Below are 12,628 nucleotides of genomic sequence, written 5' to 3' on the forward strand. Positions count from 1 at the left end.
CTTCCGGTCTAATAATCGTCTTTTTTGCTATAAATTTGACGATTTTCTACGGTGATAGTATCAATAATCCCCACTACCATCGCATCAATGGGGCGTTGTTCCATTCCACTTTCGATGCGAGCAGCACTCCCTCTTGATACTAATACCCACTCATCAAACCCTGCACCAACCAGATCTCCGGCCACTTCATACTTAGGAAGGGGTTGCCCTTGAGCATCAATAAATTGGAGCAACAAGAGCTTTGTTCCGGTTAAACTGCGGGTTTTGTGGGTACTGACAACGGTGCCTCGAACTTTGGCAATTTGCATTATGCTTGCTAATGACTATTTATACCCGTCTCATAGGGGGATTCACACTTTCACGGAACTGTTCTACAGCTTCGGTGTAACGAATGGGTAAAACATATTCGAGGTTTTCATGGGGTCTGGCAATAATATGGGTAGATAACACTTGTCCCCCATTAACTCGTCCCGCATTCTCAATACCAGCAGACACAGAGGCTTGCACTTCTGACACATCGCCCCGCACAATCACGGTGACGCGACCACTACCGATTTTTTCATACCCAACTAAGGTAACACGGGCAGCTTTGACCATCGCGTCAGCAGCTTCAACCACGGCAGGAAAACCCAGGGTTTCCAACATTCCAACAGCAATTGACATGATTTTTTCTCCTATGATGATACTTTCTGATTTATTTGACCGTTTAAAGACAAAAAACGCTTAATAGGCCCGGAATGCTTCTACGGCTTCGGTGTAGCGAATGGGTAGGACATATTCGAGATTTTCATGGGGACGAGCAATAATGTGGGTAGACAGAACTTCTCCCCCATTAACTCGTTTGACAGCATCAACGCCAGCCGAGACTGAGGCTTGCACTTCTGACACATCGCCCCGCACAATGACGGTAACGCGACCGCTGCCAATTTTTTCATACCCGACTAAGGTAACACGGGCTGCCTTAACCATGGCATCTGCTGCCTCAACAACGGCAGGAAAACCCAAGGTTTCAATCATTCCAACAGCAATTGACATAGTGTATTCCCTCGCTTGAGCCAAACTAAACAACTTTACGAACAGATCTTCTCCTAACCATTCGTTAGGAGATTTTTTAGCCTTGTTTAGGCTAAATATCCCTATTTATAGGGTTCCCTAGCGCAATCCTTTGTTGCCAGTCGGCGGTCTGCTATCCTTGTCTTACAACAAGCTCTTAGGGCATAGACTTGATCTAAGTCTATGGGGTTGGGTTGTTAGTTTTGACTGACTGCCATAAACCTAGTCCCACCGGAAAAAACCGACGGGGGTAGCTAACTTATCAACCTACATATATAAAGAATAGGGAACCTTGGCCCCTTTGACAATATAAATCACGATGATATTTTCTAATCTGATGGTTAATGAAAGTTAATAGTTCAGGAGAAGACTCTTGAAGTTCTTACTCTATCAATGACTGAGACTTTCCAAGAAGGGGTCAGACTGTTTTATAATTTTTTCATCATGACTGTTGAAAACGCGAAACCCACTGACGGGCCAGAACTCAAACAAGATTCGTTTTTGGGTTATTATCCCTCTTATGGGAAATCATTATCTAGGGTTTGGGGAGATTCTCTAAGTAATAATACTTGAAAGACCCCTCAACTTTGGAGATAATAGTCTTGAAAAAAGCAATGGCTACAAAATAGCGAACTGAGTAACAGCGACTCCAACAAAGTTGACAATCATCAGGGGCAATGACTGATAAACTGTTGTCAGGCAAAGTGGCTGATTTTTTTTCCCAGAAATCAGACCCGAATCTGATGATCGACATAAGTCGATTCTCTGATTGACCAAAATCATTAAACATGATAAAGAGATGAATTAGATAAAAAATCCGCTTCAAACTAATATTGTCCATTCACAGTCCCTTAACTTAAATGAGTGATTTTCTCCTACAAAATAGTTGGTTTATTCCTTTTTACGGTTTAATTGGTTCTTTATTAACCTTACCCTGGTCATTAGGCATTATTCGCCGCACGGGGCCAAGACCAGCGGCCTATTTAAACCTATTAATGTCTATTTTTGCCTTTATTCATGGCTCAATTGCCTTTAATCTCATTTGGCAAGGACAGACAAAACAATTAGTCTTTCAATGGTTGACCGTCGCTGATTTAGAATTATCCTTAACCGTGGAGTTATCCCCCGTCAGTTTAGGGGCCTTAGCAGTGGTCACAACCATTAGTCTTTTAGCCCAAATCTATGCCTTGGGCTATATGGAAAAAGATTGGTCTTTAGGGCGATTTTATGGCTTAATGGGGGTGTTTGAAGCGGCTTTAGGGGGAATTGCCTTAAGTGACTCTTTGTTACTCAGTTATGGACTATTAGAAATTTTAACCCTATCGACTTATTTATTAGTGGGTTTTTGGTATGCTCAACCTTTAGTGGTAACGGCAGCAAGAGATGCGTTTTTAACCAAGCGGGTTGGGGATATCATTTTATTAATGGGGTTAGTTGCTCTTTCTAGTTATGGGGAAGGCTTAACCTTCTCTCAGTTGGAAACGTGGGCTAATACCTCCCCTGTTGCTCCCCTCACGGCGACTTTATTAGGATTGTCCTTAATTGCCGGGCCAACGGGTAAATGCGCCCAATTTCCCTTAAATTTATGGTTAGATGAGGCCATGGAAGGGCCGAACCCCGCAGGTATCATGCGAAATTCCATTGTGGTATCAGCAGGAGCCTATGTTTTAATTAAACTGCAACCTGTATTTACCCTCTCTCCGGTGTCTGCTGATGCTTTAATTATTTTAGGCACAGTAACGGCCATCGGTGCATCTTTGATCGCTATGGCCCAAATTGATATTAAACGGGCTTTGTGTCATTCTACCAGTGTTTATTTAGGGTTGGTGTTTATTGCGGTTGGTTTAGGCCATGTGGATATTGCCTTTTTATTGCTGTTTACCCATGCGATCGCCAAAGCCTTACTATTTATGAGTGCGGGGGCCATTATTCTCACCACCAGCGATCAAAATATCACTGAGATGGGAGGGTTATGGTCACGAATGCCAGCTACCACAACCGCTTTTGTGGTGGGTTCATCGGGTTTAGTTGCCTTTTTACCCATGGGGATGTTTTGGACATGGCAACGCTGGTTTGATGGCTCTTGGGAGGTTTCTAGTTGGTTATTAGGCTTATTGATGTTTGTTAATGCTTTATGTGCCTTTAATTTAACTCGTGTCTTCCGTTCTGTCTTTTTAGGAACCCCGCAAAAGAAAACCCGTCGCGCCCCGGAAATTCCCTGGCCCATGGCGTTACCCATGGTAACTTTAACAATTTTTACCTTAATTGCACCTTTAGCACCCATTCGTTGGCCATTATGGTTATCGCCGACAACCCCTTTATTAGAAAATACTTCCTTTGCCGTTCAATGGGCAGTACCGTTATTGATGGTTTCTGGCTTAATTGGCTGTTTAGTGGGTATTTTGCGGCCTGTCAGTCGTGTTTGGGAAAGACTGACGAACCGATATCTGCGATTTTTCCAAGATTTATTTGCCTATGACTTCTATTTAGACAGGGTTTATGAGGTGACTGTGGTAGCAGGGGTGGCAGGAATTGCCCGCTTGACTGCTTGGTTTGATCGCTATATTGTCGATGGGGCGGTTAATTTAGTCAGTTTGGTGACAATTTTTAGTGGCAATGCTCTTAAATATAATGTTTCGGGACAGTCGCAGTTCTATGTATTGACCATTTGGATCGGTGTGAGTTTATTGATGTGGTTTGTGTTGAGTGGTCAATGGTCAGTCATTACGAGTTTTTGGTCATCTTTTTTACCTTAATAATTATGCCAATTTTTGAGTGAGGAGGTGAGAACAAAATTTTCTCCTCACCCCATCAGTTTCAGAATCACCTGTCTAAAAACAAGTGTTTTGAAAATCCCTTGTTGATTGATAATAAAAAGAGAGAATCAGTCAGAAAAGATATTAATAATGAGTAGTCATCACACTATGAAAGTCGGGATATTAGGGTTTGGGGGACTTGGACAAGCAGCAACCAGAGTTCTCACCCCGAAACAAGAAATGCTTTGGGTTGCTGCGGCCGACCTGAAAGGTTATGCTTATGATGAGACAGGATTAGACCCAGATCAAGCGATCGCAACCTATCATCAACAGGGATCAATTGGTTATCTGGAACCCTATGGAACCCTCAGTAATAATAGTATTCAGGATTTATTAGAAACGGCCTCAGTTGATGGTTATTTCTTGGCTTTACCTAACCTTCCTAATACGTTTATGGCAGATGTGGCTAGACAATTTATTGCCTCTGGGTGGAAAGGGGTATTAGTAGATGCCTTAAAGCGTACCAGTGCCGTTGAACAACTGCTAGAATTACAAAACGAGTTACAAGCCGCAGGTATCACCTACATGACAGGCTGTGGGGCAACTCCTGGACTGTTAACTGCTGCGGCGGCCGTTGCTGCCCAAAGTTATACCGAGATTCACCGTGTTAAGATTACCTTTGGGGTGGGTATTGCCAATTGGGAAGCTTACCGTGCCACTATCCGCGAAGATATTGCTCATTTACCAGGGTTTGATGTGGAAAAAGCTAGGGCGATGAGTGATGCTGAAGTTGAGGCGTTTTTAGACAAAACTAATGGCATCCTTACCTTAGAAAATATGGAACACGCTGACGATATCATGTTAGAGTTGGCAGGAATTTGTCCCCGCGATCGCGTTACTGTTGGTGGGGTTGTCGATACCCGTAACCCAAAAAAACCTTTAAGTACTAATGTGCAGATTACCGGACGCACCTTTGAGGGAAAAATTTCAACCCATACCTTTACTTTAGGGGATGAAACCAGCATGGCGGCCAACGTTTGTGGGCCAGCTTTTGGTTATCTCAAAGCAGGATTATCGTTACATAATCGGGGAATTTATGGCTTATTTACCGCAGCAGAAGTAATGCCCCAATTTGTTAAGTAAAAGTAGGGTGGGCAATGCCCACCTGACAAGTTTAAAACAGATCACTGACATATAGCAAAACATAGGTTATAAGGGAAAAATATCTAAAAACAGGTGTATTAATCCCTTGTGACAACATTATGACCTATAGTTTGAGAATTGCCGATATTCCCTTGAGTGAAAGACCCCGCGAACGGTTATTATCTTCTGGGGCCCATAATTTAGCAACGGCTGAATTATTAGCCATTCTCTTAGGAACAGGACAAGGCAAAGGAAAACTTTCTGCGGTAGGATTAGGACAGTATATTCTCCAAGAATTAAGTCAACATCGCCGCGATCCCTTGGATCTTCTCAGAGATATTAGTCCTCAAGAATTAATGGCTATTAATGGCATTGGACCCGCCAAAGCAACCACCATTTTAGCCGCAGTTGAATTAGGAAAACGAACCTTTCAAATCAGACCAATGGAAAAAATTATTATTGAAAATCCTGTTGCTGCTGTCGCTGCTTTAAGTCATGATTTAATGTGGCAAACTCAAGAACGATTTGCGGTGGTTTTTCTGGATGTGAAAAATCGACTGCTCGGAACTAAAGTTATTACGATTGGTACAGCAACAGAAACTTTAGTTGCTCCCTCAGATATTTTTCGAGAAACCCTTAAACAAGGGGCCATTAGCATTATTGTAGCTCACAATCATCCATCCGGTAATTTAGATCCTTCTCCAGAAGATATTGAGTTAACAGAACAACTTTTAAAAGTGGCAGACTCTTTAAATATTCCTGTGTTAGATCATTTAATTTTAGGAGAAGGCAATTATCAAAGTTTACGAGATATAACAGATTTATGGCAGCATTACCCCCAATAGGCTTAAGGTAATTTAATGGCTGATTGTTCCCTAGTCTCTGTTCCGATGGAAGTCTAAATCTTATAATACATTTAATGACGACTTTAATATTTTGGTGATTAATGCTAGTTCCTCTCACTCGTGAAGCGTTTGAAAAAATCATTCCCCCCATTGCCACGGGGGCCCAATATTCTTTTTATTGGGGGAAATTGTCCGATTTATTAAGACGATTATTTATTTCATTAATTGTCCTAGTGGTAACTTGGTTATTGGGTACATTAGCCGGGGCAGGGGCAGAAGCCATTAAACTAATTTTTGATATTATTGCCGGACTATACTGGCTATGGTCGCCTGTTTTGTGGGCGAGTGTGCGTAATGGTAAATATCGTCGTTATCCTTATTGTGGTTTTTGGCGGGGAGAGGTGTTAGATGTATTTATTACGGAAGAATTGATCTCAGAAGAACAGACGGTTAATAAGTGGGGCGAATTAGTGGTAATTGAAAATCGAGAAAGACGGATTAATGTGGAAGTGGGGGATCAAAAGGGGTTCAGCGCAACGGTACAAGCCCCCATACGTCGTCTTTATAGGGTCATTAAACCAGGACAAATAGCAGAAATGTTAATTTTGTCCAAACAACCGGATTTGAGCCGTATTGATAAGGTGACAGATGTTTATCTTCCTCAGCATAATTTATGGGTGGGAGATTATCCTTATTTACGTCGAGATGTCTTTTTACAAGTGAGTGAAGAATTAGGGGGAAATGTTCGTGATGGTCAGACTAGGGGGGTTAAAACTCGTGAAATTCGACGACGTAGACGTTAAAATTTTGTCTTGGGAATGTCCCCGTAGTTGCCCTAAAAAAGATTACTGTCATCTTCAAGATTTTTATGGTAAAGTCTTTAGTTAATCCTTCTTCTTCCTCAAATTAACATTAACACTGCCCATCAATATGTTATTTAATTCTTCAATTTTTATTTTAGGGTTTTTACCCGTCACATTATTGATATTTTGGTTGTTAAGCAAATTTCGTTTAACCCAAGGGGTTATGATTTGGCTATTAATGAGTTCCCTATTTTTTTATTCTTATTGGAATATTTTTGCTCCGGCTGGCCAAGGACAAACAATTCAATATATTATCTTAATTGTTCTTTCAATTGTAATTAATCATCAGTTGGGATCAGCGATCGCATCTGCCCCATTGTCTAGTCAAAAAGCCAAATTGTTGTTGTTTTTAGGAACTTGTCTCAATTTAGGGGTGATTGTTTATTATAAATATGCTAATTTTTTACTGGGTTCCTTTAATCATATTTTTGCCAGCAATTATAATTTGGGACAGTTAATTCTTCCTTTGGGTATTTCTTTTTATACCTTTACTCAAATTGCTTACTTGGTTGACGCTTATCGAGGAGAAATCAAGGAAGAGAATTATGAATTACCTACTTATGGTTTATTTATTCTTTTCTTTCCCCAATTGATTGCTGGTCCAATTTTGCGCCATGATGAATTAATTCCTCAATTTCGTCGATTAAGAAATTTTATTTTTTCCTCTAAAAATCTTGCCCTAGGATTGACACTTTTTAGTATTGGATTATCAAAAAAGGTGATTATTGCCGATACTTTATCTCCCTGGGTAAGAACGATTTTTGATCATGCTAATTCCCTCACATTTATTGAAGCTTGGGTGGGAGCATTGAGTTATACCTTTCAGTTATATTTTGATTTTTCGGGCTATTCTGATATGGCCATTGGTCTAGGTTTAATGTTTAATATTGTTTTGCCAATTAATTTTGATTCTCCCTATAAATCTTTCTCAATAATTGAGTTTTGGCGACGTTGGCACATTACCCTATCTAATTTCTTAAGAGACTATTTATATATACCATTAGGAGGAAGTCGTCGCGGAGAGTTTCGTCGTTATACTAATTTAATTGTTACTATGTTATTAGGGGGTTTATGGCATGGTGCAGGATGGACTTTTGTGGTTTGGGGAGGATTACATGGTTTGTATTTATCCATTAATCATGGTTGGAAAAAGTTAAATATTTCTTTTCCTAAATACTTAGCCTGGAGCATAACATTTCTAGCAGTGGTTATGGGTTGGGTGATTTTTCGCGCTCAGAATTTATCCGATGGATTAACGATAATTCAAACGATGATAGGGATTAACGGTATTACCCTTCCTGGAGAAGCTCAAGGTAAACTTTCATTTTTAAGTTCTTTGGGAATTCAACTTCAATCCTGGAGTAAATTTAATTACTTACCTGAATTTTATGGTCAGAAAAGTTTGAGCATTTTGATAATATTTGTCTTGGTTTTAGCTGTTCTCAAGCTTCCTAATAGTCAAGAAATTACGGAAAAAATAAAATTTAAGTCTTGGTCAGCATTAGTATTAGGACTATTGATGACTTACTGTTTACTGTCCTTAAATCGTGTTTCCGAATTTCTTTATTTTCAATTCTAGTTATTATAAACAAAAGCTATGGGCAATTTTCGTTTGATTTTTTCTCGTTCAGAAACCTCTCTTAAACAAAAGAAAGGAAAAGCCTTGACTTGGAATACATACTCTCAATTTAATCTACTTTTTTTGAGTACATTAATGCTTAGCTTGACGGGGGTGTCTCTGGTTAATTTTATCGTTGATCCCTATGATATTTTTCGATATCATAATCCCCTTGAAGCTAAGTTAGTTAAACCTGAAAAATTGAATTATGATCGCTTATATAAAACTATCGATATTATTAATATCAAACCGGAAGTGATCATTCTTGGTTCATCAAGAGCTAAGCAAGGGTTAAATCCTAAGCATCCAGGATTTCCCACTGATAAAACTGTTTATAATTTAGGAATTGATGGCTCTAATACTTACGAAATATTACGTTATTTAGAGCATAGTTATGCTAATCAACCTAATTTAAAAAAAGTTATTTTAGGCGTTGATCATTATATGTTTAATGATTTTTACAAGCTCCAAGATTCTTTTGATGAAAATAGATTAGGAAAAACTCACATAACGGCCACAGATTTGCTAAATTCTCTCTTTTCTCAAGACGCTTTAATTGCCAGTAAAAATACTATTCAAGAGAATTTAAGTCTGTCAAAAAACACCCAAGATTTAACCTATGGTGACAATGGTTTTTTCCCTCACCGTGAGCCAAATGATGGTAAAACTCAATGGAGATTTACAAACACTATTAATCAATATTTTGGTTTTCATAAACAATATAAGTTATCAGAAGCTCATCTCAATAACTTCAAAAAAATAGTCGAATTTTGTCGAAAAAACAATATCGAATTGATAGTTTTTATTTCCCCTTCCCACGTCACTCAATGGGAAGCGTTAAGAGTCACAAACAGATGGGACAGTTTTGAAAAATGGAAGCGAAAAATGGTTGAAATTACTCCTGTCTGGGATTTTTCTGGCTATAACTCCATAACAACCGAACCCATTAAGGATGTCATGACTAACTATGTTGATAACTCTCATTATACGCCCGGAATAGGTGACTTAGTGCTTAATCGTATCTTATCTCATGAAGTCAACCAGGTTCCTCAAGATTTTGGCTTTTTAATGACACCAGAGAATATCGATGCACACTTAGCTAAAATTCGGTCAGATAGATCTCGATGGGCAAAAATTCAGCAAAATGAAGTAGAGTTAGTAGAAAATCTGAAACGGAACTTTGATAAATCACAAAAGTCTCAATTAAAATAGGGTAATTTTAGAGAAAAATGTTAGATCATCAACAAGAATCAGTCACTTTATCCCGTATTCGTCATCGTTTAGCTGTTTTAGTTCCCTGTCGCAATGAAGGGTTAACTATCGCTAGAGTGGTGAAGCAATTTCGCGCTGAACTACCAGAAGCGCAAATCTACGTCTATGATAACCGTTCAACTGATGATACCGCAGTACAAGCGCAAGCCGCCGGGGCCATTGTTCGCTATGAACCCCAACCAGGGAAGGGTAATGTGGTTCGACGGATGTTTGCTGATATTGATGCAGATGTTTACATTCTTGTTGATGGAGACAATACCTATGAGGTGGCAGCAGTGCGGCCACTGATTACCCAACTTTTAGACAATCAGTTAGATATGGTGGTTGGGGCCCGTCGTTCTGCGGCTAATAATAAGGAAGCTTATCGTTTGGGTCATCGCAGTGGCAATCTTTTTCTCACAGGGGTTGTTAAGCTATTATTTGGCGCACAACTTAAGGATATGCTCTCAGGATATCGTATCTTTTCTCGTCGTTTTGTCAAGTCATTTCCTGCTCTTTCCAGTGGGTTTGAAATTGAAACGGAATTAACAGTTCATACCTTAGAATTAAAGCTTCCTTTTACTGAAGATTATATTTTATATGGTTCTCGTCCCCCTGGTTCAGAAAGTAAATTGAAAACTTTTACCGATGGTTGGCGAGTCTTAGGAACAGCAGTATTACTATTTAAAGAGGTTCGTCCTTTTCTCTTTTTTAGTATCATCTCTATTCTCTTGGGAGCTATTTCTATTTTATTAGGCATTCCCATTTTTATGACTTATTTAAAAACAGGATTGGTTCCCAGGTTTCCCACCGCTATTTTAGCTGCTACGATCATGTTACTGGCTTTTTTAAGCTTTACTTGTGGTCTAATTTTAGACTCAGTTGCTCGTGGCCGAAGGGAAGCAAAACGGATGACTTATCTTTCCTATGCTTTAACTGATAATAATAAAATTGCTCCCCCTTATTAACACCATGATTTGCTAGACGGTGACTTATTTGATTTTGTTGTTATTACTTAAAGTGCAGGGTGTGAGTGCGAATCATGAAAGAGTTATTGATTTCTCAGGTATCAACAGTTCAGGAAATTATTCCTTTTAACCCTGAAATCTCTATTATTGTTCCCATCTTTAATGAAGCAGAAACCTTAGAAAACTTAATCGATACTATTGCTACTTATTTAAACCATCACCTTTCCTATGAGATTATTTGTATCGATGATGGTTCCCAAGATGGTTCAACAGAAAAGTTACGCCAGTTAGCGAACCAAAGAACTGATTTAAAAGCAATCATTCTACGGCGAAATTATGGTCAAACTCCTGCTATGGCCGCCGGGTTTAACTACGCTCAAGGGAAAATTATTGTCACCCTTGATGGAGATCTACAAAATGATCCGGCTGATATTCCTCGCTTAATTGCTAAGCTCAATGAAGGCTATGATTTGGTCAGTGGTTGGCGGCAAAATCGTCAGGATGATGCTTTAACTCGTCTCCTTCCCTCGAAGATTGCCAACTGGCTCATTGCTAAACTAACGGGGGTACAACTTCATGATTATGGTTGCTCTCTTAAAGCCTATCGCGCAGAATTAGTGGCCGATCTGAATCTTTATGGGGAATTACATCGCTTTTTGCCGGCCTTGGCTTATATTGAAGGGGCGAGAATTACGGAGTTACCTGTCGGTCATCATCCCCGTCGCTTTGGGAAGAGTAAGTATGGCTTGGGGCGCACCTTTCGGGTTATCATGGACTTGTTGACTGTTGTCTTTATCAAAAGGTTTTTGACCCGTCCCATGCACGTTTTTGGTCTGTTTGGCTTGGGTTTAATGACTTTGGGAATGTTCTTTGGTGGCTATTTAACAGTTCTCAAGTTATTGGGGGAAAATATTGGCACTCGTCCTCTCTTAATTTTGGCAGTCTTGTTAACCCTAACTGGGGTACAATTGTTAAGCTTTGGGTTATTGGCTGAGTTGGTCATGCGGACTTACCATGAATCCCAAAAACGCCCCATTTATCGGGTTCGGGAAATCATTGGTCACAGAGTAAAGGGTTAATTATGGGTAAGGTTTGGGAACTAGATTTTTATTCACGACCAATTTTAGATGAAAATAATAAGAAGCAATGGGAAGTTTTGATTTGTGAAACTCCTACCGATACCAAGCGATCGCCGGATAGTTGTTTTCGCTATACTCAGTTTTGTACCCCGACAACGGTTAACTCTCTCTGGCTCAGAGAAGCGATAGAAGCAGCGATTAAAGAAGCGGGGGAAACCCCTAGCAAGATTCGCTTTTTTCGTCGTCAGATGAATAATATGATCGTCAAAGCTTGTGAGGATGCAGGTATCCCCGCAGCACCGAGTCGTCGGACTTATGCCCTTAATCAGTGGTTGAGATTACGTCAATCTGAGTTTTATCCCAGTTATCCTGGTTATGACCCAAAAGCCGTTCAATCCGCTTCCGTGAACTATCCTCCCCTAGATGCTATTGCTCTACCGGATGCCGTGCGGGGAGATAAGATGGATAAGTGGGCGTTTGTTACCCTGGAAGCGGCTGCCCTCGAAGATATGAATGAGTGGAATATTGGCTTTGGGGAAGGATTTCCCATTTCCTTGGCAGGATTATCTTCTGATACCCCTATTCCTGGCCTAATTATCTTCTCACAACGCGCTCTCCCTCTGGCGGGTTGGATGTCAGGACTGGAATTAGTCTCCCTTAAGTTGCAAGCACTACCCCGACCCCTCATTCGTTTGGAAACGGGCTTAAGTGATAGCTGGATTTTGGTGAATTTGACGGATGACCCTAGTTTCGCTGAAGGTCAAGGGTTTGAAGCTACCAAGGAGAAGGCCCAAGGGGTTCATTTTCTCGCTATTCAGTCTAGTCCTGATGTAGAATCTTTTGCCGGGTTTTGGTTGTTAAAAGAAGAATAGGCGTTGCCTGTTTCCTGAATGCACATCTTGACGGGAAACAAGGAGTTTACAGGCGCACACAGATTCCCAATCCTACCGTTACTATCATTCGATAGTATACAAAAAAGTAGTATGGTTTGTCAACCCCTTTCTTTCGTTATTTAATGAGAAAGATTCTTAAAATAATTGTTCACTGTAAAC

The 12,628-nt window shown here is 40.1% G+C and carries 12 protein-coding genes; 9 read left to right on the top strand and 3 right to left on the bottom strand.

The features are described from left to right. Positions 1–8: 8 nt before the first annotated feature. From VB715_RS04960 to VB715_RS04970, 3 genes are read right to left on the bottom strand one after another with little or no spacing between them, the layout of a single operon-like run. Positions 9–308 (bottom strand): EutN/CcmL family microcompartment protein, encoded by a 300-nt coding sequence (locus VB715_RS04960; protein ID WP_323300082.1) that lies wholly within the window; start codon positions 306–308, stop codon positions 9–11. A 19-nt stretch (positions 309–327) separates the two neighbouring features. Next, a complete protein-coding gene (locus tag VB715_RS04965; RefSeq protein WP_323300083.1) occupies positions 328–663 on the bottom strand; it encodes a BMC domain-containing protein in 336 nt (111 codons plus the stop codon). Positions 664–723: 60 nt separating this feature from the next. Further along, a complete protein-coding gene (locus VB715_RS04970; protein ID WP_323293061.1) occupies positions 724–1,035 on the bottom strand; it encodes a carbon dioxide-concentrating mechanism protein CcmK in 312 nt (103 codons plus the stop codon). A gap of 878 nt (positions 1,036–1,913) precedes the next feature. Between VB715_RS04970 and VB715_RS04975 the strand changes: the two genes are divergently transcribed. The 9 genes from VB715_RS04975 (at position 1,914) to VB715_RS05015 (ending at position 12,448) form a co-directional block, all read left to right on the top strand. After that, positions 1,914–3,809 carry an NAD(P)H-quinone oxidoreductase subunit F gene (locus VB715_RS04975; RefSeq protein ID WP_323300084.1) on the top strand — a complete coding sequence of 632 codons (1,896 nt, stop codon included), beginning with the start codon at positions 1,914–1,916 and terminating at the stop codon, positions 3,807–3,809. A gap of 150 nt (positions 3,810–3,959) precedes the next feature. Continuing rightward, positions 3,960–4,952, top strand: coding sequence for a (S)-8-amino-7-oxononanoate synthase BioU (bioU, locus tag VB715_RS04980; RefSeq protein WP_323300085.1), 993 nt, complete (start codon positions 3,960–3,962; stop codon positions 4,950–4,952). A 119-nt stretch (positions 4,953–5,071) separates the two neighbouring features. After that, on the top strand, positions 5,072–5,797 hold the full coding sequence (gene radC / locus VB715_RS04985; protein WP_323300086.1) for a RadC family protein: 726 nt from the start codon (positions 5,072–5,074) through the stop codon (positions 5,795–5,797). A gap of 101 nt (positions 5,798–5,898) precedes the next feature. Beyond that, positions 5,899–6,600 carry a phosphate ABC transporter permease gene (locus VB715_RS04990; RefSeq protein WP_323300087.1) on the top strand — a complete coding sequence of 234 codons (702 nt, stop codon included), beginning with the start codon at positions 5,899–5,901 and terminating at the stop codon, positions 6,598–6,600. Positions 6,601–6,727: 127 nt separating this feature from the next. Beyond that, positions 6,728–8,239, top strand: a complete 1,512-nt coding sequence (locus VB715_RS04995; protein ID WP_323300088.1) for an MBOAT family O-acyltransferase — start codon at positions 6,728–6,730, stop codon at positions 8,237–8,239. 18 nt (positions 8,240–8,257) lie between these two features. After that, complete coding sequence (locus VB715_RS05000; RefSeq protein ID WP_323300089.1) at positions 8,258–9,490, top strand: hypothetical protein; 1,233 nt, start codon at positions 8,258–8,260, stop codon at positions 9,488–9,490. A gap of 17 nt (positions 9,491–9,507) precedes the next feature. Continuing rightward, a complete protein-coding gene (locus VB715_RS05005) occupies positions 9,508–10,497 on the top strand; it encodes a glycosyltransferase family 2 protein (protein ID WP_323300090.1) in 990 nt (329 codons plus the stop codon). Between the two features lie 74 nt (positions 10,498–10,571). Continuing rightward, positions 10,572–11,576, top strand: a complete 1,005-nt coding sequence (locus VB715_RS05010) for a glycosyltransferase family 2 protein (protein WP_323300091.1) — start codon at positions 10,572–10,574, stop codon at positions 11,574–11,576. A gap of 2 nt (positions 11,577–11,578) precedes the next feature. Continuing rightward, positions 11,579–12,448 (top strand): Tab2/Atab2 family RNA-binding protein, encoded by an 870-nt coding sequence (locus VB715_RS05015; protein ID WP_323300092.1) that lies wholly within the window; start codon positions 11,579–11,581, stop codon positions 12,446–12,448. Positions 12,449–12,628: the final 180 nt, after the last annotated feature.

The sequence above is a fragment of the Crocosphaera sp. UHCC 0190 genome, from assembly GCF_034932065.1.
GTDB lineage: Bacteria > Cyanobacteriota > Cyanobacteriia > Cyanobacteriales > Microcystaceae > UHCC-0190.

Excerpts from the sequence above, each read along its gene's own strand:
- VB715_RS04960 (WP_323300082.1), bottom strand. The coding sequence starts at position 308 with ATGCAAATTGCCAAAGTTCGAGGCACCGTTGTCAGTACCCACAAAACC.
- VB715_RS04965 (WP_323300083.1), bottom strand. The coding sequence starts at position 663 with ATGTCAATTGCTGTTGGAATGTTGGAAACCCTGGGTTTTCCTGCCGTG.
- VB715_RS04970 (WP_323293061.1), bottom strand. The coding sequence starts at position 1,035 with ATGTCAATTGCTGTTGGAATGATTGAAACCTTGGGTTTTCCTGCCGTT.
- VB715_RS04975 (WP_323300084.1), top strand. The coding sequence starts at position 1,914 with ATGAGTGATTTTCTCCTACAAAATAGTTGGTTTATTCCTTTTTACGGT.
- bioU (WP_323300085.1), top strand. The coding sequence starts at position 3,960 with ATGAGTAGTCATCACACTATGAAAGTCGGGATATTAGGGTTTGGGGGA.
- radC (WP_323300086.1), top strand. The coding sequence starts at position 5,072 with ATGACCTATAGTTTGAGAATTGCCGATATTCCCTTGAGTGAAAGACCC.
- VB715_RS04990 (WP_323300087.1), top strand. The coding sequence starts at position 5,899 with ATGCTAGTTCCTCTCACTCGTGAAGCGTTTGAAAAAATCATTCCCCCC.
- VB715_RS04995 (WP_323300088.1), top strand. The coding sequence starts at position 6,728 with ATGTTATTTAATTCTTCAATTTTTATTTTAGGGTTTTTACCCGTCACA.
- VB715_RS05000 (WP_323300089.1), top strand. The coding sequence starts at position 8,258 with ATGGGCAATTTTCGTTTGATTTTTTCTCGTTCAGAAACCTCTCTTAAA.
- VB715_RS05005 (WP_323300090.1), top strand. The coding sequence starts at position 9,508 with ATGTTAGATCATCAACAAGAATCAGTCACTTTATCCCGTATTCGTCAT.
- VB715_RS05010 (WP_323300091.1), top strand. The coding sequence starts at position 10,572 with ATGAAAGAGTTATTGATTTCTCAGGTATCAACAGTTCAGGAAATTATT.
- VB715_RS05015 (WP_323300092.1), top strand. The coding sequence starts at position 11,579 with ATGGGTAAGGTTTGGGAACTAGATTTTTATTCACGACCAATTTTAGAT.